Genomic DNA, 25,479 nt, shown 5'->3' with positions numbered 1-25,479 from the left:
AAACAGGCAAGAATAAGGCCCCGGTGCTCAGGAAACTTGCAAGTTTTCTAACAAGCTGGAAAGCTCCGCCGGCAACGGGGCTACGAATTCCACCACCCTGGCGGTCTGCGGATGGTGGAGCTGCAGGCGTTGGGCATGGAGAAAATGGCGCTGCAGGCCAAAGCGCTCTGAATAGTCCGCGCCGTAGAGTGAGTCGCCGACGATCGGGTGACCGATGGCAGCCAAATGCACCCGCAGCTGATGGGTCACGCCGGTAAACATCTCCAATTCAAGCAAACTTGTGCCCTGCCTTTCGCCCAAGCGATAATAATGCGTCGCTGCCTGCCAGGACTTCAGGTTCTTACGGTGTCCTCCTCGCTTTGCGAGCGCGCGCATCTTGCGCTTGTCGGCGCTGTCATGGGCGATTGGCAAGTTGATCGACCCTTCTTTGGGCGTCTCGCCCCAGACCAGCGCCCAATACCATTTGCTAATTTGCCGCTGCTGAAATTGCCGGCGCAGTTGGGCGAAGACTTCAGCCGATTTTGCTACCAGCACCAAACCGGAAGTCTCGCGATCGAGGCGATGGGCCACACCAAACTCCCAGGGCTTGGCGTGGACCGATGCAAGCTCTGGGTAGCGCGCGCTCAGGAAATTGGCTAAGGTGCCGCGGTCGCGCGCGGAAAATCCGTGGGTCGCCATGCCGGCAGGTTTGTCGAGCACCAATAGGAAATCATCCTCGTAGACAATCGGCACAGGAAGATCGGCATCCGGCAACGGGCGCACCGCCAGCCAGGCGGCGTCGCCGTGATAAGTCACGACATCGGCTTCACGCAGCGCCTCGCCCTTGCGCCCCACTTTCGCATTGATCCGAAATAATCTCTCGGCGATGGCCACTTCGAGTACGCGGCGGGATAGTTGCGGCAGGCACCGGCGCAGAAAGGCGTCGAGCCGAATGCCTTGCAGGTCCGGCGGCACTGACCAACGGTGTGCTTTCTCAACCGCGCCTTGATCCGTCATAGCTCCTACCGTACTATAGCTGTCACTCTGCGGACGGAAATATATCGGATGAAAGCACATTGCTACAGTATCATCATCGCCGGCGGCAAAGGCACCCGCTTTTGGCCGCTCAGCCGGCTGCAAAAACCCAAACAGCTACTGAAAATTTTCGGCTCAAAAAGTCTCATCGCCGAAACCGCCGAGCGCGTCGCACCGCTCAGCGGCGCCAAACAAACGCTCGTCGTCACCATCGCCGATCAGTTGGAGGCCACTCGCAAAGAGCTGGGTAATTTGCCCAAGCACAACTTTCTCGCCGAGCCCCAGGGGCGCAACACCGCGCCCTGCATCGGCTTAGCCGCGCTCGAAGTCGTGCGCCGCGACCCCGAGGCGGTGATGATCGTCTTGCCCGCCGACCATTGGGTGCCCGACGCCAAAGCCTTTCGCAAAACCATCGACAAAGCGGTCGCGCTGGCGAAATCGCATGACCAACTGGTGACGATTGGCATTCGCCCGGCCTACCCCGAGACCGGCTACGGCTACATCATGAAAGGAAACAAACTCGGTGGTGGCGCGGCCGGTTACCGCGTCAAGAGATTTACCGAAAAGCCCAAGCTCGCAATGGCGCAGCGGCTCATGCGCCAGGGCTCTTTGTGGAACAGCGGTATTTTTATTTGGAAAGCGGCGACCCTGCTGCAACTGATGGCGCGCTACATGCCCGAGCTTTACCAGGGCTTGCAGAACATCGCGCAGGGCGCGCGCGGCAAATCGCTCGCCAGCGCCGACCCGCGGCTAAGAAAGCTCATCGCCGCGGGGTACAAGAAAATGCCCAGCATCGCCATCGACGTCGGCGTGATGGAGCCGGCCAGCGGTGAGCAGAAAGTTTTGACCGTCGACGCCGACTTCGGCTGGAGCGACGTCGGCAGTTGGGCCGCCGTCCATCGCATGCTGCACCGCGACGGCAACGGCAACGCCGGCCACGGCCAGTGGCTCGGCTACGGCGCCAGCAATTGCCTGGTGCACGCACCCGACCGCCTCGTCGTGTTGCTGGGAATCAAAGACGCCGTCGTCGTCGACACGCCGGACGCGTTGCTGGTCGGCGATATCAATCGTGCCCAAGAAGTTCGCGAAGTCGTCGACGAACTGCACAAGAAAGGTTTCGGCTCGTTCACCATAAAGTGACGCCTCGAAATCGCCCATGGACTCTGCCTACCGCCGCGGGCCGCTGCAAGAAAGCGAACCGGTTATCTTGCTCGACCGCAAAGACCGCGAATATCTGACCCGCCTCGACGCGCGCCGCGCCATTGCGATTCGCGGCGGCAAGATCAACCCGGAAGAAATCATCGGCAAGGAGGAAGGCATCGCGGTGCGTTCATCTTTCAACGAACCGTTCTTGGTCTTTCGTCCGAGCCTGCCGCAGCTAATTCCTAATCTGCCGCGCACGGCCCAGGTCATCTATCCCAAGGACATCGGGCCGATCTTGATCTGGGCCGATCTCTTCCCCGGCGCACGCGTCGTCGAAGCCGGCGTCGGTGCCGGCGCACTGAGCATGGCGCTGCTTCGTGCCATCGGTGAAAGCGGCCAACTGATTTCCTACGAGATTCGCGAAGACTTCGCCGACCTGGCGAAAAAAAATGTCGCCAAATATTTCGGCCCGGCGCCGCACTGGACTATCAAACATGGCGACGTGGCGGCGGAGCTAGAAGAAACCGACATCGACCGGGTGATTCTCGACTTGCCAGAGCCCTGGCAAGTGATCGAGCGCGCCTGGCGCGTGCTGCGGCCGGGCGGCATTTTATTGTGCTATTTGCCGACGGTGTTGCAGATCAAAAGCTTGGTGGACGCTTTGAAAGAGGACCGGCGTTTCGCCTGCGTCGAAACCACCGAGACATTGATGCGCGGCTGGCATTTCAAAGGCCTGAGCGCCCGCCCGCAGCATCGCATGGTGGCGCACACCGGTTTTCTCACGACCGCCAGAAGATTGGCCGACGGCCAAAACGACATACCCCGTGCGCCCTGAGGGCGCACGGGGTATGTCGAAGGTTTCGGGTTTCGAGTTAACGTCAGATGTCTTTCAACCCGAAACGCGGAACAACGAAACCCGGAACAGCATCGCCAAGCGATGCGCCCTACGGCTTCGACCAGAGCTGGATGTAGTTCTGCTCGGTGTCAAAGAAATAAATCGCCTTGCCGGTCGGCCGCACCACCGGCTTGTCGATCAAAACCTTCACGCCAGCCTTCTTGAGCTCGTCGTTGGCTTTGTCGAAATCTTCCGGGCTAACTTCCAACGCCAAATGATTGGTGCCTTCATCGAAATCGCCGCGGTTCACTTCCTGCGGCCGCTGGAACAGCACCAGGCACATGCCGTCTTCTAAGAACAACCGGGCAATCGCCGGAAACATGCCGTAGACGTCCTTATATGGCCCGCCGCTCTCGGTGTCGTAGCCGACCTTGGTGCACTTCATGCCCAAGACTTCGGTGTAGAACTTGACGCCACGTTCCAGATCGTTGCACGGCAACCCAATGTGATAAATCTGTTTGATTTTCATAGCCGCCCTCCTGATTTTTCCTTTGTATACTGAGCCGGAGACGCCTTTTCAAGAGCCGCTGCGCCGCTTCGAACGGCGTTACCTTGCAGATGAACGACGAGTGATTCTTCTTCAGCCAACGAACCTATCTTTTCGCCACGGCAATCTGTGTGAGAGATTCGTAATTAAACAACGTGTAAACGACCGTTAACTTGCCGCTGCCTTTGTTATAACGAATCGTCCCTCCTTTCCCGCGTGTAAAGTCCATCAACGCCAATTCAATTCCACCGGAATCGCAGGCGCAGGTGGACTGGCGACTTGACAGATCAGGTAAAGATGCGATGTTTACGCCACGGCCAAAGTTCTTCGTCAAAAGGTCACTCATCGATCCGCGAGAGAGTCGGTCGACGGAGCCATGCAGTGTCCAGTCCCGTTCCGACATACCAATACGTTCTCCGCCTCGATCTCCTGCGTCCTTCAATCCGACGCCAAAGGTCGGTTCCTTTTTGGTCAGACTCAATCGCGGGGTAAGCTCCAATTTCACCTCCGAAGGCGTCGAGTAATATGGCACACCGTAATCCTTGAAAGCCTTCCCGTTATTGAGATGTTGTATGCCTATTTTCTCGGTGATGTACGGTGTTACAGGGATATTTCTTTCCTTGATGAGGCGAGCGGAATCCCTCGCTAACCCCTGGTTATCAGTAACTCCCATTGGAGTCTTGCCAACCAGGCCGGACAATTCACTCGGGTCCATCATCTGGATACCTTCGACCCGGGTCCGATTGCCGTTCGATGGTCCGCTTGTGAACCGCGATACTCCCGAGACCGCGTTTTGAGACGCCTCGTGGGACTGACTGATAATATTCACCGAACTATTCCCTTTGGTTAGCTCATTAACTTTGTTCAGGGTATCCAGCACTCTGCCGCCGAGAACGGACTTTGCGCCACCGTCGGGCACCTGCAGAATAACGTCGTATTTGCCTGCGAGGGCAGCGGCTTGGTTGACATCCCTCGTGACGATCGGATCGCGACCAGATCTCGCTCTCAGGACGTCCCCCGCGAACCCGGTTGCCTCTTTCATTTGCTCGTCATTGGCCACGACGATCGTTATCTTCTTCGTTGCAATGACCGACCCGTGTTTCATGGCAGCTTCCGTGATCTGATAGTTCGTTCGGGCTTCGGTCAATTCTGGCGCCCTACCAAAAGCGGCGGCGAATGCATCCTTGGCTTCTCTAAGGTTGTTCTGATGAACCCGCAAGAGGCCGAGCGTATTGAGGGCCACTGCATGCCCGGGCGCAAGCTGTAGCGCGCGGTTGAGATGATCCTGCGCGCGCGCGAGGTAACCGTTGTCCAAGTCGAGGGAGCTACGAATCACCAACGCATCGGCTGCGAGGGCCGTCTTTTCAAGCGCTTCCAAGTCCGCTAGAGCCAGATGACCCTCGCTTCCTGACACTCGCAGCATTGCGCGCGCGAGCATCGCTACGTGCAACTCGGGATTAAGCTTCACTGCTTTATCAAGCCGCGCAATTGCGCCTGCGCGGTCGTTTTGCCGTGCCGCAAAGTCACCGGCAAAGAATTGCGCCATGGCACTGTTCGGGTTTTTGGTCGCCAACTCATCAAACCACTTGGCGGTTCGCGGATCGGTCTTGCCCATGTTCGCCCGAAGAAAATAAGCTACAGCGGCTGTCTCGTCGCCCTTTGCCAAAGCTGCGTAACCACGAATAATCGAAGCCACAGCCCGTCCGGTTGGGTTTCGGAGCCACTCTTCCACCGCGGCATCGACCTCGGTCCAGTTCCCCGAGATAATGGCTCTGCGCATGCGCTCGGCATCAAATGGCTGCGCTAAGCCATGATTAGAAAAGAGCACAATTACGAATCCGCAGATGATTGCTAAGATTTTTGCTTTCATGACAACCCTCCCGTGTGGATCAACCGTTGAATTTGAAGTTCCAGATTGCTTCAAGGGCCGCGGAGCGCGCCGCAATCACCGCGTTTTGCAGTTGACTTAAAACCTCACCTCCTGGCTCCAGTTCGAGTTTTGGCGCCATAGTCACTCCACCGCTCACTTCGAGGCGCAGCTCGCGAATGTAACGCTCGTCGCGACGCACAATCTTGTGGTGTTTGGCAATCGTTTTGATCGTCGTCGGTGTTTTGACCGGCGTGATCGGGGTCATCCAGGGCGACAGATCACGATACGGGTCCTGGCGAGCCATCCAAGTAATCGCTGCGACGAGTCGGGCAAAGCTTTTGATCTCGGCTCCGTGACTGACGCGCCGCCGCCGGTCTTGGAACCTACGCATCCTTTACCCGAAATCCCTGAGACACAAACAGCAGCCTATCACTTGAAGCAGCTAATCAACGAAGGCGGTGCCTTGGGCATGTTGATGGCGCCTGCGGCGATCGTTTTCTGGGGTTTGAACAGTAAGCTGATCGGCGAAGCTATGGAAGTCGTTCTCGATCGCGCCGGATACGTTTTGCTGACCCTTCAGGTGCTCGGTCAATCGATCGACATTACCGATCTACTGCTCTACGGCGCGGCTCTCGGCATCGCCCAGTTTCTGCTCGGCGCAGAACTAGCGGAGCGTTTCAAGGAAAAGAGCCCCATGCGCTGGCTCATTCTCTTCGGCGCAGCGGTGCCACTGGTTTTACTCGAAGATTTTGTCTCCGCTTGGCGCGGTTACGTTTTAGGCGGTCTGGTACTGGCCGGCATCAACGGCTTACTGGCTCACGTCTGTTGCAGCGTCGAGCTCATTTCGGGCTACCGCGGCATTCATCTGTTGGCCGTGCCTCTGATCAAAGCGATCTTCTGGGCGCTGGTTGCGCCCATCCGTGCGGCACAGCGCTTGGCAACTCGACTGACGGCCCGAAGAACCAGTGCAAAACCACCAAAGAAAAAAGACCACGATGCGCCCGGCATTCTTACCTACATCGGTGCCTACACTGATATCGCCGTGTTCGATCCGTTCCGCTCAATTGAGCAGAGCTTGGGCAGATGGTTCGGGCGTAAACAATAAACAAAAGGAGGCACTTACAATGACACGCTCAAAAAACATTCTGATAGGTATCACCCTAACGGCATCGACTTTGTTTGCTGGTGTGGCGCAGGCCAGCAGGGTCGATTGGAACATGTGCTACGACACCACCACATCGGTGGCTCGCAAACAATTTAAGGATTACCCCGCCCTCGCCCGCTCCTCGGTCCTCGAATTTATCGCCCCAGGCGACCGGCTGGCGATCTTAAGGGTCGATGACCTCGATGTGATTTCAGTCCAATTAGAAAGCCGGCTGTCTCGTTTCGAGCCGCAGGTCACGAAGATCTTCAAAGACATTAAAGAAATCCCCCAGAACAAACGCAACGATACGGTGTCTGATTTTGTTGCCATCTTCGATCACGCGCGCCAGCAGATCGAGCTGAACGAAAAGGCCAATGGCTCCAAGGGCGCAAAGTACGTCCTGGTCTGCATCGCCGACGGTGTTCAAGACAAAAAGAGCAAACCGACCGAATCAAAAACCCAACGCGGTACTATCGCCGCCGACTATCGCATTCTGTTTGTCGGCATTCACAAAGGTGTGGAGGATGCTCTGACCAAAATGGCGGCGGAAGCGGGATTTACCGATCAAAAGAAAATCTTGCTCGTGCCCTTCGAGCACGCGGGCCAAGTCGATGTCGCGGCTTTCTTGGGCCGCTCGCGCAACCCGTCCGCGGTCAAGGCACTGGGCCAGGTTGGGCCAAACTAAAAAGATGTAAGGTTAACAAAACCGAGCTGCTAGGTTCATTGAAAACAGAGGGGGACTTTATGCAAAAACTGGTTGCGTTGACGTTGATGGGTTTAGGTGCGGCCGCCGCGTTCAACTACGGAAGCGAAACCTGGGATTCTTTCAACTGTGGCAAGCTCACCCGTGACGGTGAAGGCGGTTATGCGAAGATCTTGGCCGATCGCAGCAGCGCCGATGATGTTCTCTTCACCAACCCCAAGACGATCACGGCTTGCCGAGATCGCGCGATCGTGGCGGCAGCGCGGCAAGCGATCGCGGATAAAGACTTCAATCTCGCCATTAATTATCTAAACTCTTTGTCCAAGGACGCCGACGGTCGCGCCAAGGCAGAGGCGGCAACGCTAAGCGTGCGCCTCCCTGAAGTCCACATCAATTGGGTCACGGATCTGGTCGACAACGGCAAACTCGACACGGCGATCACGGAGCTTAAGAGCATGCGCAAGATGTACGTCAAAGAACAGGAGGTATTGTTGCGTGTCAAGGCGCTCGATGCCCGCGCGCGCATTCTCAAAGCCGAAGAAACCTTGAAGAAGGGACCAGTGACCGCCGTTCTGGTTTCACTGCGTGAACTGGATACCGAAATCCCGATCGAATACCGGCAAAGAGCCGAGACGCTCATCGACAGCACGGTCAAAGCTCCGGCTGAGGAATATTTCGCGAGAAAAGACTACCCTTCGCTGTTTCGCTGGCTTGCCGCCGCAAAAAAAGACGTAGCTCGCTTCCAATCGAAGGCAATGGAAAAAATCGAGGCTGGTTACATGGCGAAAGTCTTCGACGTTCCCGCCAACGTCGAGCTAAAAGATACCGCGGCAGCGCCACCCATCGTCGCTGTCGAGTCCTTGCAAAAGGCGGAACGTACGTCGTTAAAGATCTCTAACGATTCGGGCAAAAACATAGCCGTGCAGATCGTCGGACAGCAGCCCAAGCATAAGTTCGACATCCCGATTGCTGGAGAGAAGGAGATTATGTTGCCGTCAGGCGAGTACGTTCAACTGGTGGTTGGCGGGGACGGGGTCCGCCCCCATCTGGGAATTTTTAGGATCGAGGGCCACAGTTACCGGCAAATGTTCACCATGCGAAATCAGGAGACCGCCTCAGCCAAGACGCACGCTGTTCCTCCGCAGGGGAAAGTATTCGGTACGAGTGATAAGTGACTCGCGTAGGCGCTCCGCAAGCTGGAGATGTTTGTGGAACGTCAGACTCCCGAACGCTCTACGTGAGACCCTGAAGGTCCTCCCCCTCCAACCAACCGGATTTTCAACTTTGAACCTTGAACAATCGGCTTGACGCGGCTGGACCGATCATCTAAACCATTCGCATGCTCACTGCTTTTCGCTTATTGCTTATCGCCTTGGCAACGTTTCTCAGCAGCGCTTCGGTCGCGCAGGACAAGATTGTCATCGCCTATCCGAGCCGGAGCATCGCCTCCATCGATCTGTACATCGCCCAGGAGCGCGGCTTTTTTCGCCAGGAAAACCTCGCGGCCGATGTCGTCCAAGTGCGCGGCAATATCGCAGTCACGGCTCTGCTAAGCGGCGAAACCCACGCGATCAACAACGTCGGCACGTTGACCCGCGCCATGCAGCGCAGCGATCTGCCGACCAAAGTGGTCGCCCAGAGCCTCAAGAAAAATATGTTCTGGCTGGTGACCAAACCGGACATCAAGTCGCTCAGCGAAATGAAGGGCAAAATCTTCGGCATCACGACGTTCGGCGGCTCACAACACTCCTCTGCCAACCGCCATTTGCTAAAAGCCGGCCTCGATCCTGATAAAGACGTAACCGTCATCATCGGCGGCGACGTGCCGGCGCAGCTGCAAAGTTTATTGAGCGGCGTGATTCATTTAGCTGCGCTCTCACCGCCGACGGTTATTCTGGCGCGCGATAAGTTCAAGCTAAAATTACACGCCAATACGTTGGACGACGCGGCCAACCTGCAAAACGGCCTGGCGGTTTCGGAGAAACTGCTGCGCGAAAGGCGCGATCTGGTCAAGCGCATGCTGCGCGCCAGAGCGCGAGGCGCGCGCTACTTGTTTGAGAACGAGCGCGGCGCGGCCGAGGTTTTGGCCAAGTATTTGGGCGTCGACATGTCGGTGGCGCTCGAATCCTATCATTTGGCCAAACCCGCCTTCACCACCAACAGCATCCCGACTGACAAGGAAGTTGAAGAGTTCCTGCGCTCCGAGGCCGAGCTGCTGAAGCTGCCGCAGCCGGTGTCGCCGGCAAAGATTTATGATTTCAGTTTGCAGCGCGAAGTGAATCAGGAGTTAGGCATTAAGTAAGCAGTTACCTAAAAAGAGATCCGGCGGACCTGCGATCACTGGGTGGGCGTGATGGGGTCGGCAGCCTGCTGCCCGCAAATTTGAATTGCTAACGTTCTAAACGTTAGGTGTATTAACGTTGTGGACGTTAGGCAATTCAATGCCCTGCTCACGGAGGGTGAAGTCGATCGAGAGGACATGTGGCCACGCATCGTCGCCTACGAGTCAAAGGCGCATCCGTTTCGCTTCGAGTTTGGCCTTCGCGAACTGCCAATAGAGCCAGCCATACTGATGATCCGCGGCCCGCGCCAGTATGGAAAGAGCACTTGGCTCGACCTCGAACTTCGAAACACGATTCTAGATTTTGGCAAAGGTACCGCGGCTTACCTCAATGGCGACGCGATTTACCGAACCGACGACTTCTATTAAGCACTTGTCCAGCTAGCGAGTTCATTTGCAAAGAACGCCAAAGTTCGGCCCATCTTTATCGATGAGGTCACCGCCATCCCGGACTGGGAACGTGCCCTCAAGCGCGCGTGGGACGAAGGCCCACTGCGCAACATCCTCGTCGTAACGACGGGCTCCAAAGCACACGATCTTCGGAAAGGAAAAGAACGACTGCCCGGGCGAAAAGGCAAGCTTCCACAAACGGAATTTGTCTTCTTGCCGATTTCGTATCGACAGTTTTACGAGAACTGCGCCGAGGTATTCGGCGACAAGACGTGGATGGCCTATCTCCTGTCCGGCGGCGTGCCACTGGCGTGCAACGACATCTGCCAGTTCGAACAACTTCCAGAGTACTTTATCGAACTGATCCGGGACTGGGTGATCGGCGAATTAGTCTCCACCGGGCGCAGCCGTCTAGCGCTTGGACAGATTCTTACCACACTGTTTCGTTTTGCCGGAACGCCGGTGGGGGTTGCGAAGCTGGCCCGCGAAGCCGGACTTGCGAACAACACGGTTGCCAGTGGCTACATTGAACAGTTGTCTGATCTGATGTGCGTGGTTTCGCTGCTACCGCGCGATATGCACCGCAACATTGCGCTGTTTCGCAAGCCCGCCAAGTTTGCCTTTGTTAATCTCGCTGCAGCGATTGCGTTTTCTCCATTCAGACTCCGGCAGGTCCATGACTTTGAAACGCTGCCTTCGTCCGAGCAAGCAAAGCTGATGGAGTGGATGGTAGCTCAAGAATTGTTTCGCCGCGCCGCGCTTCGTCAGCCGCGATGGGAGGAAACCATCGGCTTCTGGCAATCGGCTGAGCATGAGATCGATTTCATCATCCCAGATACCGAGGAGATGATTGAAGTGAAATTGGGAACGGCTGGGCCAATGGATTTCACCTGGTTCCCAGGCATATTTCCCAAACGCCAGTTGACCGTTGTCTGTTCCACACCTTTTGAAACCGACCATGTTCGAGGAATCACTCTCCACGATTTCTTGATGGAGGGAACCGGCGCATCGGGACGTTTATGATCTTTGGTACGGGCGAAACTGTTGAGGGCCGACCCAAGATGGGCTTTACGACAATGGCATCATGCAGGCGGTGAACCGCGAGTACGGTGCTAAAGTTTTTCGAGGCGAGATCAAATAAATCTCAAACGTTCAGATCACCCCGTTCCCCCGAGTAACGCAACGCGTGTCCACGGTGTTTGCTTTTCCACAGCGTTTCTCCTACAACCCGGCACATGAAGATCGTCAGACTCTATACCGGCGCTGATAACGAATCCCATTTTGAAGATGTCGAAGTCGAACTGAAATCCGTCAAGCACATGATGGCATCGGCGCTCGAACCGGCCCATGGCATCATGTTTCGCACCGCGCCGGCGGACCATTACAGCACCTATCACTCTGCCCCCAACCGCCAGTACGTCATCACGCTTTCGGGCGCAGTCGAGATCGAAACCGGCGACGGCACGATCCGCCATTTCGGTCCGGGCGATGTGATGCTTGCGGAGGACACCACCGGCCATGGGCACATCACCAGAGTCGTCGGCGGCCAGCCGCGCCACTACGTTTTCATTCCGCTGAAGTAAGGATTTTCCATCAACCCCACAAGCGCGCCAGAGTCGCAGCGACGCGATCGTCTATCCGTCGCCATTGTCCCCTGCTCGAACTTGATGCCGTCGATGATGGTGGCGACGCTGGGCATCGCGCTGCCGGAGATTCGCCAGACTTTTTCGCTCTCGGAAGTCGCCGCTGGCAGTTTGTTCTCGGTGATGATGCTGATTGCGGCGCTCACCAGCAGCATCGCCGGCCGCTTGGCGGACCGCATCGGCCGCAAAACCGTGCTGATCACGGGCTTGAGCTTATTGGCCATCGGCTTCGCCGGCGCCGGCCTTTCCGAATATCATCTGCTCCACTTTTTGTGTCTCGGCGTTACCGGCATCGGCTACGGCTTCACGCCGCCGTCGCTCTACGCCATCATGTCGGACTTGCTGCCGCATCGCCGCGGCCTGGGCGCGAGTCTTGTCTCGGTGGCCTACGGCATCGGCGGCGCCATCGGCGCGATGCTGGCGAGCCGCATCACCGCCGCCTACGGCTGGCGCACGGCTTTTGTGTGCGTCGGCATCATCGCCGCGGCGGACATGCTGCTGCAGCTCATTTGGATTCGCGACAAACATGTTAAACAAACCGCCGCGCAAACCGGCTCGTTTCGCAGCGCCCTATCGTTTTCCATTCTCCTGCTCGCGCTCGCTGAATTCGTCGGCGGCTCGGTATTCTGGGCCTCGGCGGCGTGGACACCGACGCTCTTGCGCACCGACAAGGGACTCGACCTCAACCAAGCCGGCTGGATCATGGGCATCCTGAGCATCGCCAACATGTTCGGCTCGTTTTGTTTAGGAAATCTATCCGATAAATTCGGCCGCAAGCGCGTCGTCGCACTGAGCGCGTTCCCCGCCGCGCTCGCGGCGTTCATCGTTTTCTATTGGCTGCGCACACCGCTGGCGATTGCCATCGGCATCGCCATCTTCGGCATCATCAAAGCTTCAGTGCCGGCCCTCGTCGTCGCCCTCGCCCAGGAAACCGCCCCACCCGGCAACGCCGGCACCGCCAGCGGCATCATCATGTCGCTGCACTATTTCGCCGGCGTCGTCGCCCCGCTCATAGCCGCGCAAGTCATCGCCGGCACCGGCGATATTGTTCTGGCGATGATCCTGACGACGACTGTGCCGCTGATGATTTATGGCTTTCTAATCGGCGCGGTTCGCGAGCAGGGGCGATAGGGGGTTTTCACCACGAAGACGCGAAGAGCACGAAGTTCGGAAAAAGGGAATTCTGAAACCTTTGCGTCCTTTGCGCCTCTGCGCGAGATATTTTCTTATCCCAGCCACGACAACAGCAATACCAGCACCATTCCCACCAACATCCCCGTAACCGCGCTTTTGGTCTTGTAGGCAATCGCGATTGTCACCGCCAACGCGACGCCGCGGTAAAGTGCTCTGTCCGATTCGAAGCGCGCGCCGGACATAAACAGCGTGATCGAAATCAAACCGCAGAGCAGCGCGTAAGAAAGATAACGCAGCAGCCGATCCCAAGTTTCGGGGAAACTCTTGCCAACGAGAAACAACTGCGGCAGTGCCCGGAGTAGCAGTGCCGAGGCGCCGAGAATAAAGATCAGCTCTAGGCGCGAGAAAGCCATTTTTCCAAACCCCAACCAATGATCGCGACCAATGCCGCCGTCGCCAACCAACCCCAACCGGGGTTGAGCAACGCGCCGGGAATCGCAGTGACGATGCTGACGAAACAAATCAACGGCATTGTCTTGCCTTTCATCTCCGCTACCAATAGGCCGGCAAAGTATCCCGGCAGGATGAACTTGAGCGCCTCTTCGAACCCCGGCGGAAAACCCAACGCGACGGTGAAGCCAGCGGTTGTCCCCACGACCCAAACGGTGAACGCCGTCGCACCGATGCCGACGAAAAAACCAAGATTGCCGTAGCCATCTGCCACCGACGCGCCACCGCTCGCCTCGCGCTCTTTTTGGAATTGCAGATACGGAACGATGAAACTGCTCGCGCTAACAACATGCGAAGCGATTAACAGCGGCAAGCGTTTCACGCCGCGGAAAAACGGCGCCAACGCCGTGCTCATCGGCAAGAAACGCAAGTTCATCAGCAAACCCGCGATCAACACGGTGGCAGCCGATTTTCCCTCGGCCAGCGGCACCAGCACAGCAAACTGCGCCGGCCCAGAATAAACCCAAGCCGACATCAGGAAAACTTCTTGGAGGGTAAGGCCGTGGGATTGAGCCGCGATGCCCCAGGCAAGAGAAGAAGGAACGAACGCAATCCAGATCGGAATCGCCGCCTTGGCGCCCTGGGAAAATCGCGCGGAGAAAGACATCGCCTCAAAATCGGGGAAGGAACGCGGAGTATAAGCGTCGCCCCGCTTCACCTTCTCAACTAAACACCGGCTTGTCTTTCAGGTAGTGTTCACGCATCACCGCACGATAACGCTCCATGATGTCGCGGTTTAGTTCCAGCGGCGGCTTTTGATCGGGTGGCAGCAAAGGTTCGTAAACTGTGTCGCCGATTTCTTCTTTGAAGGTTTCTTTGGCCTTCGCGACCAGCTGCGGATCGATGAACAAATCCACTGCCGATGCCGCCATCGCTTTTGCGCCAGCCACTGCGCCTTTGTGGGCAATCGAAGTTGCCAGCGACACACCGGCCGACCAGTGGTGATACGACACACCGGGAATATTCGAGGGAAATGTAATTAAACCGGTCGGCACGACCCACGTCACTTCGCCGGAATCGTTGGCGGAGACCGCCTGCACGCATTCTTTTAACGGCGTGATCTTGGTCGGCATGCCGGTCGCGTTGACGTTCAACTTGTTTTGCAGCTCGCCCACCAAGCCTTGCTCGCCTTCGCTCCATTGCGGCATGCCGATCTGCTCGACGTTCGCTTGAATCACTTCCGCCAATGTCCGGTTCGCTCGCGTCGGCCACACCGCGCTGAGCACGTTAACGGAATAGGTCGTGTCGGTCATGATCGCCGCGCCTTGGGCGATACGCTTGGCTTTGTCGAACAGCGCGCGGGTCTTTTCCGCCGTCGCTTCGCGGAAAAACCACCAGATGGTTGCCTTGTTGGGAATGACATTGGGCTGATCGCCGCCATTGGTGATGACGCGGTGGCTGCGCTGCGTCGGTTCTAAATGCTCGCGCAGCTTGTCCCAACCTAAATCCATCAACACCACCGCGTCGAGCGCATCCTTCGCTTTCCACGGCGCCGTCGCCGCGTGGGCGCTCTGGCCTTTGAAGGTGAATTCAGCGGAGATCATGGCGTACTGGCGCAAGCCGTAGGTCGTGCCAAAGCCGACGCCGATGTGATCGTGCAGCGCGACGTCGACGTCTTTGAAATAGCCGTCGCGCACGAAATAGGGCCGGCTGACCACCTGTTCCTCCGCCGGCGCGCCGAAAACTTTCAGCGTGCCTTTGAGCCCGAACTCATCCATGGCTTTTTTGATCGCGAACGCCGCGCCGATCATTACGGCGCCGTTGACGTTGTGTCCTTCGGTATGGCCCGGCGCGCCGTCGACGATCGGCGTCGGTTCTGTCACTCCGGCTTTTTGCGAGCACGCGGGCGTCGCGTCGAACTCCGTATGCAGCGCCACCACGGGTTTGCCAGAACCGTAGGTCGCGACAAACCCGGTGGGCATGCCGGAAAGATTTCTTTCAATGGAGAAGCCAGCCTTCTGCAAAAGCTCCATCATGAGTCCGGACGTCTCGAACTCCTGCATGCCCAGCTCGGCGAAATAGAAGATGTTATCGCAGAGAAGCGCGATCGACTCGCTGTTGCGCTCGACTGTGTCGAAGACGAATTTCTTTTCTTTGTGGTCAGCCATGGGATCTCCAAAATGCACTCGGAGTTCTTCGACAGGCTCAGGACGAACGGACAAAAACAGACCTTAGCACAACCGCCACTCGTTCATGTGCTTGTTGAAGGATGCTCCCTTCGGTCAGCTCATCTCTTTCTGGGCAACAAAATATCTTTCAGCTTGGCCACCGTCGCCGGTTTGAGGTCGTAAAGACCCGTCAGTGTTCTCGTGACAGTCGGGCCGTCCACCGGGGCGACCTCGAGCTGCGCACGAGTTGCTTCGGCCAGCAGGTCCGGGTCTTTGAAGGCGCGCATGAACGCCCGCTGCAGCAATTCTAATCGGTCTTTTGCCATGCCGGGCGGCACAGTGAAAACAAATTGCGCGATATGGACATCGTCGGCGATCTTGAGCAGCTCGCGCGCTTCGTCGCTTTTGGCAAACTTGACCGCCACCGGAATATCTTTGTGTCGGGGGTTGGGTTTCATCATCCCCTGCACAATGGGCACGATCTTTTTGCTTTCGTAGGCGCTGCGCCACACCGAATCGACGGTTCCCCAGGAACCGCAATAGCCATCGACTTCACCCGACTCGACGGCCAAACGCGCGTCGGCGCCGCCCTTGTAGCCATCGATCACGTCCATCGGCAAATTGAGCGCCACTTTCAAAAGCTTGGGAACATCCGATGTGCTCGTCCCCGGACCGATGGTCGAAAGCTTCATCGGCCGTTTGGCATTCACCCAATCGTCGAAAGTCTTGACCCCGCTCTGTTGGTTGAACGTACAGACCGTGTCGTATTCTGCAGGTATACCCAGATAACCAACCTTGCGCCCATCGAACTGCACCGCTTCGTTCCCCATGATGTGCTGCAGAATCAACGGCGATGCCCAGGCACCGATGGTTAACCCATCGGGCTTCACCCGGTTATAGAGATGATTCGCCGCGATGATCCCAGCGGCACCGGTCATGTTCTCGACGATGCGCGTCGGATTGCCGGGCAGATAGCGGCCGATGTAGCGCGCCAGCACGCGCGCGTAAAGATCGAACGAGCCGCCGGGGGAGTAGCCAACGATAGTGGTTAGGGTTTTGTCCTTGTAGTCTTGGGCGCGAACGACGGATGCTGAGACAATGACAGTAAAAATCAGCAGCCCGTAGGAAAAGAGATTTCGCAGTTTCATATTCAGCTCTTTGCGCGTTTTGCGCTTTTTGCGGTCAATTCTTCATCCCCGTCCGACAAACGGGATCACTCTCTCCTCGCTCCGTTCAAGATAGCGCACAAAGGTATATTTATTCTCCGCCAAATCCGTCACCGGCCGCGGAATCTCACGGTGCATCAAACTCTCCTCGACTTTGCAGACGAAAAACGACAATTCGTTTTTACTCAGCGCTTCGATGCCCTGCGTTTTGAAGTCTGCGAAATCGCGAATCGTGTGCGCGTTAACGACACCGGCGCCTTTAGCCATCACCGCCAAATCGGTATTCCCGGCCGTCGCCGTCGGATAGCTGATGCGGCTGCCGCTGTAGACGCCGTTGTCGAAGACGTAGACGACCAAGTTCTTTGGCCGCAAGTTTCCTAGCGTCGCCAAATTGAACAACGACAACAGCACGCTGCCATCGGAATCCAACGCAATCACTTTACGATGCGGTAAAGCCAGGGCCAATCCGGTGGCCACGCCAATGGCGCAGCCCATCATGCCCACCAGCAAGTTGCCTTCATGCTTCGACAGATGCGACCACTCGATGCGCTGGCCGCTTTGCGAAGTCACGACCAGTTGATTGGTCATTTTGCTGGCGAGCAGTTGCAAACATTCGTAGCGAATCATTCGGAGAACTCCCCGGCGAACAGCAGCGCATAGGGCTGGCGCTGCGAGTTGGCCGCGCGCACCGCGTCTTTGATTCTGATTTCCAACTTGTCGCCGTCTTCGAGCACTTGATTCTGCAGACCAAGACCGTTCAGCACCGGAATCGAGTGACGCCCGATGGTGGCGTAGAGAAAACTGTTGCGCCAATCGGGCACGCCGCCGAGATAGGCGATCACCAAAAGAATCGGCACGCCGAGCTGATTGCCGACGGTCACCAACGGATAGCAGGCCGTGTAGATACCGGTGTTTTCCATGTACACGGCGGCCTGCTTGCCGCCCAGCGTCGCGCCAGCCGCTATGGTGATCGCCTCGGATTCGTTGGCGACGGCGATCAGCTCCAGTTCAGGATCGTCGCGAATCAGAGGAATGATCTGACTCAACCTAGTTTCCGGGAGATAAGTGACAAAGTTAATGCCGGCATCTTTGAGACTCTTGACGAGCCGTTTGGCAAGTTCGTCTTTCATAGATGGGAGTGCATTACCAGGTACGGAGCAGCGTAGCAACGGCGCGGGCGTGCAGCCGAGTCATAAAGGAAGGATTCACCACGAAGTGATTCATGTGCTGACGCACGCCAACGGATCATAAAAATTCGGTTCTCTCCCACGTTTTCGAGGGAGAGTTAGAGTGGGGACGTCTTGAAGCGTGTGCCCCCCACCCCAACCTTCCGCCGAGGCGGCGGAAGGGGCTATCGGTCACTGCCGGTAACCGGACCATGCTCTTTTCGCAGGAGGGCACGAAGATCACGAAGGCAACGTCGTGTCCTTCGTGCTCTTCGTGGTGAGTAAGCCGTGCAACACTTTCTCTGCCGTGATCGGCAAATCCCTAATCCGTACGCCCACCGCATCTTCCACAGCATTGGCAATCGCCGCGGCAGCGACCAGCACCGGCGGCTCGCCGATGCTCATGCCGCCGTAGGGTCCATTGCCCACCGGGAATTCTTCGATGACGGTCTTCAACGGCGGAATGTCACGAATCGACGGAATCTTGCTCTCGCCAAAGTTGGTCGTCACGACCTTGCCTTGTTCGATCACCAGCTGTTCCATCAGCGCATAACCGATCGCGGTCACCACGCCGCCATCGATCTGTCCCTGATGCATCAGCGGATTGATCACCGTGCCCGTGCTGTGCGTCGTCGTGAAATTTTTCAGAACGACCTGTCCGGTTTCAACATCGACCTCCACTTCCGCCACTTGCACGACCAGGGCGGCTTCGGGACCGTTTTCGAAGTTTTTGTAAGCACCCTCGAAGCGTACCGGCGCGCCGAGTTTTTGCACGATTTCGCGATAGGAGATCTGCTTGCCGCCAATGCCGCGTACTGCGCCGCTTCCCGTCAAAGTGAGATCATTCTTGCTCGCGCCAAGCATTTCGCTCGCAGCCTGCAAGAGTCTCTCCTTAACCTGCACCGCAGCGCCATGAGTCGAGTTGCCAAAAATCCGCGTCGCCCGGCTCGCCCCCACGCCAGTGTCAGCCGCAGCCCGGCTGGTGTCGAGAATCCGACACCCTACTTCTTCGATGGGGACCTGCAACTCATTCGCCGTAATCTGGCGCATCGAAGTGTAGGTGCCCGCGCCTTGATCGACCATCGCGGTCGAAACCGTGATGTGTCCTTCCATGTCCACTTCGACAAACGCGTGGCCCTCACCGCCGAGCGGCAGCCACTGCGCCAGCGCCAAGCCACGACCGACATTTTTTCGCTTCGGTTTGTTGTAGCCCGATGCGTTTAGCGCCACTGCTAAAGTCTCATCGCTCCTAATGTGCGGCACGACATGGCCGGTCGGTAAAGTATCGCCATCGTGCATCAAATTGATTTTGCGAAACGCAATCGGATCCATCCCCAAGTGGCCCGCCAGTTGGGTCATTTGGGATTCGTTGGCGAAAAAGCCCTGCGGCTCGCCCGGCGCGCGCATATGACCGCAGGGAATTTTGTTGGTGTAGACGATTTTTTCGTTGACGTAGACGTTGGGAATCTTATACGGCCCAGCGGCTTCCTTCGGCCCAACCAGATATCCCTGCGGCTTGAACGCCGCATAGGCGCCGCTGTCGTAGAGGTATTCCATCTTGTGCGCGACGAGGCGGCCGTCTTTTTTCACGCCGGTCTTTACTTTGACGATGGCCGCATGGCGCGGATTGCCGGCGATAAACTCCTCTGAATAATCCATCACCATCTTCACCGGGCGGCCGCTTTTCAGTGCCAACATGTAGCACACCGGCACGTCCATAAAATCGCCCTTGCCGCCAAAGCAACCACCGATGTAGCAAGGCCGCATGAGAAAATCTTCGGTGGTTTTCTTGAACGCGCTGGCCACTTGTTCGCGCAACGCGAATGGGACTTTTGAGCAGTGCCAGACATCGGCGCGGCCCTTCGAATCGATGGCAACAACACAGGAGTGCGGCTCGATGTAAGCCTGGTGCATTGGCTGCGTCGTAAAAGTGTTCTCGACGACCATGTCGGCGCTGCGAAAGCCCGCTTCGACGTCACCCTTAGTCCAGGTCATGTCGACGAAAACGTTGCTCGGCGTTTTGATCTCGTGCAAAAGGCCGCGATAGCTCTGCAGGTTGGGATGGAGCAAATTCGCGTCCGGCTGCGCCGCCGCGAACGGATCAAGCAACGGTTCCAACTCCTCATATTCGACGTCGATCAGCTCGCAAGCCGCCTCGGCGACTTCTTCGCTCTCCGCCGCGACCACGGCCACCTTCTCACCGACGAAACGCACGACTGCGTCAGGCAACACCGGCATGTCATAGATTTTGCGCCCGATAATCTGGCCCCTACAGTCCGCGCCCGTGACGATCGCATGCACGCCCGGCAGCACCGCGGCACTCCTCGTGTCGATGCGTTTGATGCGGCCGTAGGGAATCGGACTGCGCAGCGCTTTTGCCCACAGCATGTTGGGTAGCACAACGTCGGTTGCGTAGACGGCGGTGCCGGAAACTTTCTCGCGGCCTTCGGAACGGATTGTCGGAGTGCCGATGATTTTCTTTTTCATTTTTGGAGTTTCCGTATTCGATTCTCCCGAAAACCCGTCCGGAGTCCTTCGACGATCTCAGGACGAACGGAATCAGAAAACCTGCTCGTCAAAATCCGTTCATGCTGAACTTGTCGAAGCATTCTTCGGGTTTTTTCGGCAAAAGCTGTCGTCCAGATTAGGAAATGAAAGCACGGAGGGCTGTCGCAACCTCACGGGGAGCTAAACTTAAACTTAGTTCAACTCCCAGTAAGCAAATCCCATAGCGCAACCGACCCCAGTCTTGGTCCTGTAGAGCGGCGAGTATTCCACCAGCTTGCCGGGTCGATCGGCGGCGCCTTGGATGACGATCCAATTTAAAATCTCGGATGTGCCTTCGCGGAACACCGACGACGGCATGGCGCCCATGTAAGCGGTGTCGTTCGATTTGAGCGCCGTGAGGAATTTTTGATCGAGCCCTTCGTCGATCTTCGTGTGGCTTAAACCGCCCGATGCGGCGATGACGACGCGATCGTTGCTCGGATATTCGCGAATCAACTTCGCCAAGGTTTGACCAAAGAGCAGGCATCGTTTAGCCGACGGTGCCGGCGGATAATAAGTATTCACCATCACCGGGATGACCCGGCATTCGTTCTTCGGCACGAGAAACTTGAGCACGCGGGCAAACGCGTGGCCCAAACCGCCATCGTAGCGCGTCTTTTTCGAATAGGACGGATCGAAGCCCTGATCCATCAAACCGTGAACCAACGATTCGGCCATCTTGGCGTCGATGTTGTACTTGGTGCGGTTCTCCGACTTGGCTTGATTTAAGTAACGCAAGCTAAGGCTCGCTTCGGCGTCGGCGCCCATGAAAATCGTAAACGGCGGCATATTGTCGTCGACAAGATTTTCATGTTGATCGTCGCCGACGACGATTAGCACGTCGGGCTTGAGCGCTTCGATTTTCTGCCGGAGCTGCTCGATGGCGCTCATGCAGCCCTTCCACTTGGTCCACTTCACATCATCGGTCTCACCGGCGAGCTCCGGCTTGTCGGGGAGATTTTCCCGCTGGCGATTGTTCAATAAATGCCAGTGGCTCGGATCGAGCATCAATTGAGGCGCGTGGGACATGGCCACGCAGCCGACGAGATTTGCCATAAATAGTAGTTCCGCGTTTCGGGTTTCGTCTTGACTAAGTCGATCGGGCAAGGTCTCGCATTGGGTTTCAGGTTAACTGATCCGGGTTCCGGATCGAGTCTGAAGACCCAAAACTCGAAACCCGGAACCCGAAACGATTTTATTATGCGTGCGCCGTCTTCATGTCGGAGAGTTCCGGCACCCCCAGGTTCAGCTTGAACCAGCTCGCGCCGCTGTCGTCGCTGCCGAACAGGTCGCCGCTTCGTTGGGCGGCGTAGAGCCGGTCGGCATTGGCTGGATCGAAGGCGATACTCTCGACGAAACTTTGGCTTGCCTGCGAGACCGCACCGTCCAGTTTCTTCCAGGTTTTACCAGTGTCGGTAGATTGGATCAAGAAAGCTTGAGCGTCGCCGTTGCGTTTGCGCCATTGCCCCGGTTGGCCATTGGCCACCGCCGAATAAAGCACGTTGTGTTTGGTCGGATGCACAGCCAGCGGCACGGAGTATTCTTCTTTGAACTCCATCGCCATCGGCGCCCAACTCTTGCCGCCATCGGCGCTGCTGTAGAGCGCGCGGCCCGGCGCTTGAGCTTTGCGAGCGTCATGGCCGCCGGTGGCGATAAAAACTTTGTTGCCGTCGTCGGGATGGAGCACGATCGTGTGCACGTCGCAGTCAAGATTCTTATTGAGCAGCTCCCAGTTCTTGCCACCGTCGATGGTCTTCAACATGTAGCCCACTTGCAACGCGACGTACATGGTCTTCGGATCTTTAGGGTCGATGGTAATGTCGCGCACGTGCGGCTCCACCGCAGCGACGGGGTACGTGATCGTCGACACCCACGGAATATTCCACACCGAGTCGAGCCGCTCCCAGTTTTTGGCGCCATCGTGGGTGACAAACACGTCAATCGGTTCCGTGCCGGCATAGATCGTGTTGGGATCGTGCGGATCGAAAGTCAGGCAGCGCACTTTGCCCGGCCCGCGCTTGCCGTAACAAGGCTTCTTCCAGGTGGCACCAAAATCCTCGCTCATCCACACGCCGTCGCCGCGGGTGCCGGCGTAGACTTTGTTCGGCGCGTTGGGCGCCACCGCGACTTCCGGAATCTGCCAGTCTTTCAGCGCATGATACTCTTGTTTCCAATTGCGCCCATCTTCGCTTTTCAGTGTCACCACGCCTTCATCAGATGCGACATAAAGGATCGATGCCATAGTTTTACCCTTGAGCGTTTTGTTGCCTTCTACTTACTACAGGCCGTTGGCGCCGACAAGGCGCGGCGCTTCAGTAACCCAACTCTTTGTTGACCAGATTGTTCAGCGGCTCGTCCGCCAGAAAACGCCGCAGATTGTCTTTAAACACCGGCAAAACCGCCGGCCATTTTTGGCTGGTGATACCGGCGTTGCGCCGCGTACGATCACATTCGGCAAATTCCACAGCTCAGAGTCTTGCGGCAGCGGTTGCCGCGCGAAAGCGCATCACCCACGGTTCCCAGACCGACAATGCCCAGCGTCTTCCCTTCGACCTCGAAGGGGACAAGCCGCTGCCATTTTCTCTCGCGTTGCGCCTCGACTTGCGATTGCCATTGCGGATCGACGCCTTGATCGTCCGCTTGGCGAAGTTCGCAGCTGGAAAAGGGGGATACAGGGGGATTTGATTTTTTCACAGCCCCTCGTCCAGGCGGACAGACACGGGGGACTGCCCCTACCGTGCTTCGCGTTGACGGGCAAAAACCGGCGTGCTACGTCGTTCACTGAACATGAAAACCAAAACCAACTATCGCCGGGCGACAATCCAATATCGGCAATCCAAAATCCAAAATTCCAAGGTTGACGCCGACCTCACCAAAAAAGTTGCGCTCTCCTGCCAAATCCTCGCCAAGCTCGGTCAGTTCAAAGAGACCACGGGCCATGTGAGCGCGCGCAGCGCCGACGGCAAGAACATGTGGATTCGCGGCCGCGGCAAACAAGAAAGCGGGCTGCTGTTCACAAAACCCAGCGAAGTTGTCTTGGCGGATTTCAACGGCCAAAAGCTAAATCCTAAAATCGTTCTAAAAACCCCCAATGAGTCGGTGATTCACGGCGAAATTTACAAAGCGCGCCCCGACGTCGGCGGCATCGTCCACGCCCATCCGCCGTCCATCGTGCTGGCCAGTCAGGCGGGCATCGAGCTGCGGCCGATCTACGGCGGCTACGACCCGCGCGGCATGCGCATGGCGATTAAAGGGATTCCCGTCTATCAGAGCAGTCTGACGCTGCACAAGGTGGAGCATGTGCGCGAAATGATGGCCGTGATGGCCGACAACGACATCTGCATCCTGCGCGGCCACGGCGTGGTCGTCTGCGGCAGCAGCGTCGAGGATGCGACGATCAAAGCGATCAAGCTCGACGATCTGGCGAAATTCAATCTGCAAGCCGCGCTACTCGGCAAAGTCCCGGCGATCTCGCCGGAGGACCAACACCAATTTCTTACGCGCAAATCGACCGGCATGGGCGGCGGCGGCGCAGAAACGCTGTGGCGCTTCTACACAGAATGGCTGAAACGCACGTGATACGCGCGGTTCATTTTGGGCCACATCGCTTACAAACTGATCGCGCATCAAAGCATTACCTCGGTGCAAGGTTTAAAAGGCAAGATCATCGGCTCGAGGCGTACCGGTGCCGGCACCGACTCGCCCTGCAACGCCTGCTGCCCAAGCTCGGTTTAACACATATCGCAAGTATTTGAAGACCCCAAGATGCTCGACTCGATGCACAAAAACTATCTGCTCGGATCGATTCCGGCGCGGCCCTTTCCGATGGAAGAAGCGATCCAGAACGACATTGAAGACTTGAGCAACCAGTACCCTTATCTCAAAGGCAGAAAAGCCGGCGAGTTTCTCGATATCTCGCTCTTGAAGAGCATGGAAGACGAAGGGTTTTTCAAAAAGCTCTACGGCAAATAGGCTTGAAAGAATTCACACCACGATTGTTTCACTACGAGCTGCCGGGTGGTTGGACGGTGCTGGCCGGCGCCACCGACGCGGACAACGATTTCTTAAGCACGGAGTTGGCGGACGACAACGATTACTGGTTTCATGCTGACAGCGTGGCCGGCAGCCACGTCATTCTACGAGCTAAAGACAACGAAGAACCAAGCCGCGAGACCTTGCGCCAGGCAGCGGCAGTGGCGCTATACCACAGTAAGGCGCGCAACTCGGGGCTTGCGCCGGTGCACTGCACGCGGGCGCGCTTTGTAAAGAAGCCGCGCGGCGTCAAGACCGGAACCGTTCATGTGGCTAAAGGCGACGTCCTAAAAGTTCGTCCCGATATCAGTTTTGCCACGCGGATTACCGACTCCAAGTTGAAGCTCGCTGCAGCGCAAAAACACACGGACTGAATGCCATGCAAAGCCTGAAATTAGCCTACCGCGACGTCGACCGCCGGCCGGTGATTTTCGCCATTCGCGAGATGGCCAAGCGCCATTACGACCTAGATGTCAACGTGATCCGCATTCACCCTGAGCCGGAGTTTGAGGAGTCGCTCTTCAACGGCGCGTCCGATGTGATGATCGAACACTTGGAGTTAGTCTACGAACGAGCAAAGCAGGGACAAAAGATCACGTTTTTCTGCGCGCCAAGCAAAGGTGGCGATATGACTGTAAAGGCATCAACCCCATGTCTCTTTGGGATTTACACTGGGTAAAATAGCTCGATGACGAGGGCTTCGTCGACGCACTGTCACGCTGAGGCGCCGGCTCGCACCGATCGACAAAACCAAGTAAGTACAACTACTTATCACTGTGAATCGTGGTGCTTTCGCTTGATCAAGTAGCGCAAACCGATCGCGACTACAATGAGCACTCCGCCCAGTAGAATCAAGATGTAAGGTTCCGGTTGCATCGTAGGTGTCGCCGCTCCAAAAGTGGTTTCTGCAAAATCAAAGCCGTCAAGACGAGCAATAATACAGGAGTGATCTGCGAGGCGGTTGCATAGGATCTCCCAAGTTGCTGTCGTGGTCAGGTTTGTTTTGAGAAACCGCAATATAAGTTACGTATGTTTACTTAGTCAACCGATTGGCACCGACCATAACTCCGCTCTAAGGTTCCGCACCGACGGTCAACGGCACATACGTAGACGCGGATGCTGGGCGGCAGTTTGGGGCGGTATAATCGAGCGGGTGACCCGGCGACTGGTCAGCGCCGCTGTTCGT

Annotated in this window: 25 protein-coding genes and 1 pseudogene; 13 read left to right on the top strand and 13 right to left on the bottom strand. The window is 57.0% G+C overall.

Annotated features, from left to right (window positions below; genetic code table 11):
- Nucleotides 1-27: 27 nt before the first annotated feature.
- Nucleotides 28-1,056 (bottom strand): RluA family pseudouridine synthase, encoded by a 1,029-nt coding sequence (locus tag FJ145_15780; protein ID MBM4262875.1) that lies wholly within the window; start codon nucleotides 1,054-1,056, stop codon nucleotides 28-30.
- On the opposite strand from FJ145_15780, the gene FJ145_15775 reads away from it, so the two are divergent.
- Nucleotides 1,045-2,154: a mannose-1-phosphate guanylyltransferase gene (locus FJ145_15775; protein MBM4262874.1), complete on the top strand. Its 1,110-nt coding sequence runs from the start codon at nucleotides 1,045-1,047 to the stop codon at nucleotides 2,152-2,154. The genes FJ145_15780 and FJ145_15775 overlap by 12 nt on opposite strands.
- Nucleotides 2,155-2,170: 16 nt before the next feature.
- On the top strand, nucleotides 2,171-2,992 hold the full coding sequence (locus FJ145_15770) for a tRNA (adenine-N1)-methyltransferase (GenBank protein MBM4262873.1): 822 nt from the start codon (nucleotides 2,171-2,173) through the stop codon (nucleotides 2,990-2,992).
- 109 nt (nucleotides 2,993-3,101) lie between these two features.
- Here FJ145_15770 and FJ145_15765 read toward each other — a convergent pair whose 3' ends face one another.
- The 3 genes from FJ145_15765 to FJ145_15755 form a co-directional block, all read right to left on the bottom strand.
- A complete protein-coding gene (locus FJ145_15765) occupies nucleotides 3,102-3,521 on the bottom strand; it encodes a VOC family protein (GenBank protein MBM4262872.1) in 420 nt (139 codons plus the stop codon).
- Nucleotides 3,522-3,645: 124 nt separating this feature from the next.
- On the bottom strand, nucleotides 3,646-5,409 hold the full coding sequence (locus tag FJ145_15760) for a hypothetical protein (protein ID MBM4262871.1): 1,764 nt from the start codon (nucleotides 5,407-5,409) through the stop codon (nucleotides 3,646-3,648).
- 19 nt (nucleotides 5,410-5,428) lie between these two features.
- Nucleotides 5,429-5,713, bottom strand: a complete 285-nt coding sequence (locus FJ145_15755) for a hypothetical protein (GenBank protein ID MBM4262870.1) — start codon at nucleotides 5,711-5,713, stop codon at nucleotides 5,429-5,431.
- Between the two features lie 129 nt (nucleotides 5,714-5,842).
- On the opposite strand from FJ145_15755, the gene FJ145_15750 reads away from it, so the two are divergent.
- The 7 genes and pseudogenes from FJ145_15750 (at nucleotide 5,843) to FJ145_15720 (ending at nucleotide 12,761) form a co-directional block, all read left to right on the top strand.
- Nucleotides 5,843-6,514, top strand: a complete 672-nt coding sequence (locus tag FJ145_15750; protein MBM4262869.1) for a hypothetical protein — start codon at nucleotides 5,843-5,845, stop codon at nucleotides 6,512-6,514.
- Nucleotides 6,515-6,533: 19 nt separating this feature from the next.
- Nucleotides 6,534-7,238 (top strand): hypothetical protein, encoded by a 705-nt coding sequence (locus FJ145_15745; GenBank protein ID MBM4262868.1) that lies wholly within the window; start codon nucleotides 6,534-6,536, stop codon nucleotides 7,236-7,238.
- Between the two features lie 59 nt (nucleotides 7,239-7,297).
- Nucleotides 7,298-8,431, top strand: a complete 1,134-nt coding sequence (locus FJ145_15740) for a hypothetical protein (protein ID MBM4262867.1) — start codon at nucleotides 7,298-7,300, stop codon at nucleotides 8,429-8,431.
- A gap of 164 nt (nucleotides 8,432-8,595) precedes the next feature.
- Nucleotides 8,596-9,558, top strand: coding sequence for an ABC transporter substrate-binding protein (locus FJ145_15735; GenBank protein ID MBM4262866.1), 963 nt, complete (start codon nucleotides 8,596-8,598; stop codon nucleotides 9,556-9,558).
- Between the two features lie 177 nt (nucleotides 9,559-9,735).
- Nucleotides 9,736-11,010, top strand: a pseudogene (locus FJ145_15730) (ATP-binding protein).
- Between the two features lie 212 nt (nucleotides 11,011-11,222).
- On the top strand, nucleotides 11,223-11,570 hold the full coding sequence (locus FJ145_15725; GenBank protein MBM4262865.1) for a hypothetical protein: 348 nt from the start codon (nucleotides 11,223-11,225) through the stop codon (nucleotides 11,568-11,570).
- A gap of 84 nt (nucleotides 11,571-11,654) precedes the next feature.
- Entirely contained in the window at nucleotides 11,655-12,761 is a 1,107-nt protein-coding gene (locus FJ145_15720) for an MFS transporter (GenBank protein ID MBM4262864.1), read from the top strand.
- A 95-nt stretch (nucleotides 12,762-12,856) separates the two neighbouring features.
- On the opposite strand, the gene FJ145_15715 is transcribed toward FJ145_15720, so the two are convergent.
- The 9 genes from FJ145_15715 to FJ145_15675 form a co-directional block, all read right to left on the bottom strand.
- Nucleotides 12,857-13,177 (bottom strand): AzlD domain-containing protein, encoded by a 321-nt coding sequence (locus tag FJ145_15715; protein MBM4262863.1) that lies wholly within the window; start codon nucleotides 13,175-13,177, stop codon nucleotides 12,857-12,859.
- Complete coding sequence (locus tag FJ145_15710; protein ID MBM4262862.1) at nucleotides 13,159-13,881, bottom strand: AzlC family ABC transporter permease; 723 nt, start codon at nucleotides 13,879-13,881, stop codon at nucleotides 13,159-13,161. Before FJ145_15710 ends, FJ145_15715 begins: the two co-directional genes overlap by 19 nt.
- A gap of 55 nt (nucleotides 13,882-13,936) precedes the next feature.
- Entirely contained in the window at nucleotides 13,937-15,382 is a 1,446-nt protein-coding gene (locus FJ145_15705) for an amidohydrolase (GenBank protein MBM4262861.1), read from the bottom strand.
- Nucleotides 15,383-15,501: 119 nt separating this feature from the next.
- Nucleotides 15,502-16,530 (bottom strand): hypothetical protein, encoded by a 1,029-nt coding sequence (locus FJ145_15700; GenBank protein MBM4262860.1) that lies wholly within the window; start codon nucleotides 16,528-16,530, stop codon nucleotides 15,502-15,504.
- 42 nt (nucleotides 16,531-16,572) lie between these two features.
- The gene (locus tag FJ145_15695; protein ID MBM4262859.1) at nucleotides 16,573-17,175 is read right to left on the bottom strand and encodes a thiamine pyrophosphate-binding protein; all 603 of its coding nucleotides are present in this window, start codon (nucleotides 17,173-17,175) and stop codon (nucleotides 16,573-16,575) included.
- The gene (locus FJ145_15690) at nucleotides 17,172-17,678 is read right to left on the bottom strand and encodes a hypothetical protein (protein ID MBM4262858.1); all 507 of its coding nucleotides are present in this window, start codon (nucleotides 17,676-17,678) and stop codon (nucleotides 17,172-17,174) included. Before FJ145_15690 ends, FJ145_15695 begins: the two co-directional genes overlap by 4 nt.
- A 276-nt stretch (nucleotides 17,679-17,954) precedes the next feature.
- Nucleotides 17,955-20,201 carry a xanthine dehydrogenase family protein molybdopterin-binding subunit gene (locus FJ145_15685; protein MBM4262857.1) on the bottom strand — a complete coding sequence of 749 codons (2,247 nt, stop codon included), beginning with the start codon at nucleotides 20,199-20,201 and terminating at the stop codon, nucleotides 17,955-17,957.
- 213 nt (nucleotides 20,202-20,414) lie between these two features.
- On the bottom strand, nucleotides 20,415-21,317 hold the full coding sequence (locus tag FJ145_15680) for a hypothetical protein (GenBank protein MBM4262856.1): 903 nt from the start codon (nucleotides 21,315-21,317) through the stop codon (nucleotides 20,415-20,417).
- Between the two features lie 142 nt (nucleotides 21,318-21,459).
- Nucleotides 21,460-22,503, bottom strand: a complete 1,044-nt coding sequence (locus tag FJ145_15675) for a hypothetical protein (GenBank protein ID MBM4262855.1) — start codon at nucleotides 22,501-22,503, stop codon at nucleotides 21,460-21,462.
- Between the two features lie 545 nt (nucleotides 22,504-23,048).
- On the opposite strand from FJ145_15675, the gene FJ145_15670 reads away from it, so the two are divergent.
- From FJ145_15670 to FJ145_15655, 4 genes are all read left to right on the top strand, one after another.
- Nucleotides 23,049-23,840: a class II aldolase/adducin family protein gene (locus FJ145_15670; protein MBM4262854.1), complete on the top strand. Its 792-nt coding sequence runs from the start codon at nucleotides 23,049-23,051 to the stop codon at nucleotides 23,838-23,840.
- Nucleotides 23,841-24,026: 186 nt separating this feature from the next.
- Nucleotides 24,027-24,233, top strand: a complete 207-nt coding sequence (locus FJ145_15665) for a hypothetical protein (GenBank protein ID MBM4262853.1) — start codon at nucleotides 24,027-24,029, stop codon at nucleotides 24,231-24,233.
- A 2-nt stretch (nucleotides 24,234-24,235) separates the two neighbouring features.
- Nucleotides 24,236-24,667 (top strand): DUF814 domain-containing protein, encoded by a 432-nt coding sequence (locus FJ145_15660; GenBank protein MBM4262852.1) that lies wholly within the window; start codon nucleotides 24,236-24,238, stop codon nucleotides 24,665-24,667.
- Between the two features lie 5 nt (nucleotides 24,668-24,672).
- Complete coding sequence (locus FJ145_15655) at nucleotides 24,673-24,972, top strand: hypothetical protein (GenBank protein ID MBM4262851.1); 300 nt, start codon at nucleotides 24,673-24,675, stop codon at nucleotides 24,970-24,972.
- Nucleotides 24,973-25,479: the final 507 nt, after the last annotated feature.

The sequence above is a fragment of the Deltaproteobacteria bacterium genome (assembly GCA_016874755.1).
Classification (GTDB): Bacteria; Desulfobacterota; Binatia; order UBA9968; family UBA9968; genus DP-20.
Note: the sequence above shows the minus strand (reverse complement) of the source record. Positions and strands in the feature narration are given on the sequence as shown.

Coding starts and splice junctions, on each gene's coding strand:
- FJ145_15775 (MBM4262874.1), top strand. CDS start 1,045: ATGAAAGCACATTGCTACAGTATCATCATCGCCGGCGGCAAAGGCACC.
- FJ145_15780 (MBM4262875.1), bottom strand. CDS start 1,056: ATGTGCTTTCATCCGATATATTTCCGTCCGCAGAGTGACAGCTATAGT.
- FJ145_15770 (MBM4262873.1), top strand. CDS start 2,171: ATGGACTCTGCCTACCGCCGCGGGCCGCTGCAAGAAAGCGAACCGGTT.
- FJ145_15765 (MBM4262872.1), bottom strand. CDS start 3,521: ATGAAAATCAAACAGATTTATCACATTGGGTTGCCGTGCAACGATCTG.
- FJ145_15760 (MBM4262871.1), bottom strand. CDS start 5,409: ATGAAAGCAAAAATCTTAGCAATCATCTGCGGATTCGTAATTGTGCTC.
- FJ145_15755 (MBM4262870.1), bottom strand. CDS start 5,713: ATGGCTCGCCAGGACCCGTATCGTGATCTGTCGCCCTGGATGACCCCG.
- FJ145_15745 (MBM4262868.1), top strand. CDS start 6,534: ATGACACGCTCAAAAAACATTCTGATAGGTATCACCCTAACGGCATCG.
- FJ145_15740 (MBM4262867.1), top strand. CDS start 7,298: ATGCAAAAACTGGTTGCGTTGACGTTGATGGGTTTAGGTGCGGCCGCC.
- FJ145_15735 (MBM4262866.1), top strand. CDS start 8,596: ATGCTCACTGCTTTTCGCTTATTGCTTATCGCCTTGGCAACGTTTCTC.
- FJ145_15725 (MBM4262865.1), top strand. CDS start 11,223: ATGAAGATCGTCAGACTCTATACCGGCGCTGATAACGAATCCCATTTT.
- FJ145_15720 (MBM4262864.1), top strand. CDS start 11,655: ATGCCGTCGATGATGGTGGCGACGCTGGGCATCGCGCTGCCGGAGATT.
- FJ145_15715 (MBM4262863.1), bottom strand. CDS start 13,177: ATGGCTTTCTCGCGCCTAGAGCTGATCTTTATTCTCGGCGCCTCGGCA.
- FJ145_15710 (MBM4262862.1), bottom strand. CDS start 13,881: ATGTCTTTCTCCGCGCGATTTTCCCAGGGCGCCAAGGCGGCGATTCCG.
- FJ145_15705 (MBM4262861.1), bottom strand. CDS start 15,382: ATGGCTGACCACAAAGAAAAGAAATTCGTCTTCGACACAGTCGAGCGC.
- FJ145_15700 (MBM4262860.1), bottom strand. CDS start 16,530: ATGAAACTGCGAAATCTCTTTTCCTACGGGCTGCTGATTTTTACTGTC.
- FJ145_15695 (MBM4262859.1), bottom strand. CDS start 17,175: ATGATTCGCTACGAATGTTTGCAACTGCTCGCCAGCAAAATGACCAAT.
- FJ145_15690 (MBM4262858.1), bottom strand. CDS start 17,678: ATGAAAGACGAACTTGCCAAACGGCTCGTCAAGAGTCTCAAAGATGCC.
- FJ145_15685 (MBM4262857.1), bottom strand. CDS start 20,201: ATGAAAAAGAAAATCATCGGCACTCCGACAATCCGTTCCGAAGGCCGC.
- FJ145_15680 (MBM4262856.1), bottom strand. CDS start 21,317: ATGGCAAATCTCGTCGGCTGCGTGGCCATGTCCCACGCGCCTCAATTG.
- FJ145_15675 (MBM4262855.1), bottom strand. CDS start 22,503: ATGGCATCGATCCTTTATGTCGCATCTGATGAAGGCGTGGTGACACTG.
- FJ145_15670 (MBM4262854.1), top strand. CDS start 23,049: ATGAAAACCAAAACCAACTATCGCCGGGCGACAATCCAATATCGGCAA.
- FJ145_15665 (MBM4262853.1), top strand. CDS start 24,027: ATGCTCGACTCGATGCACAAAAACTATCTGCTCGGATCGATTCCGGCG.
- FJ145_15655 (MBM4262851.1), top strand. CDS start 24,673: ATGCAAAGCCTGAAATTAGCCTACCGCGACGTCGACCGCCGGCCGGTG.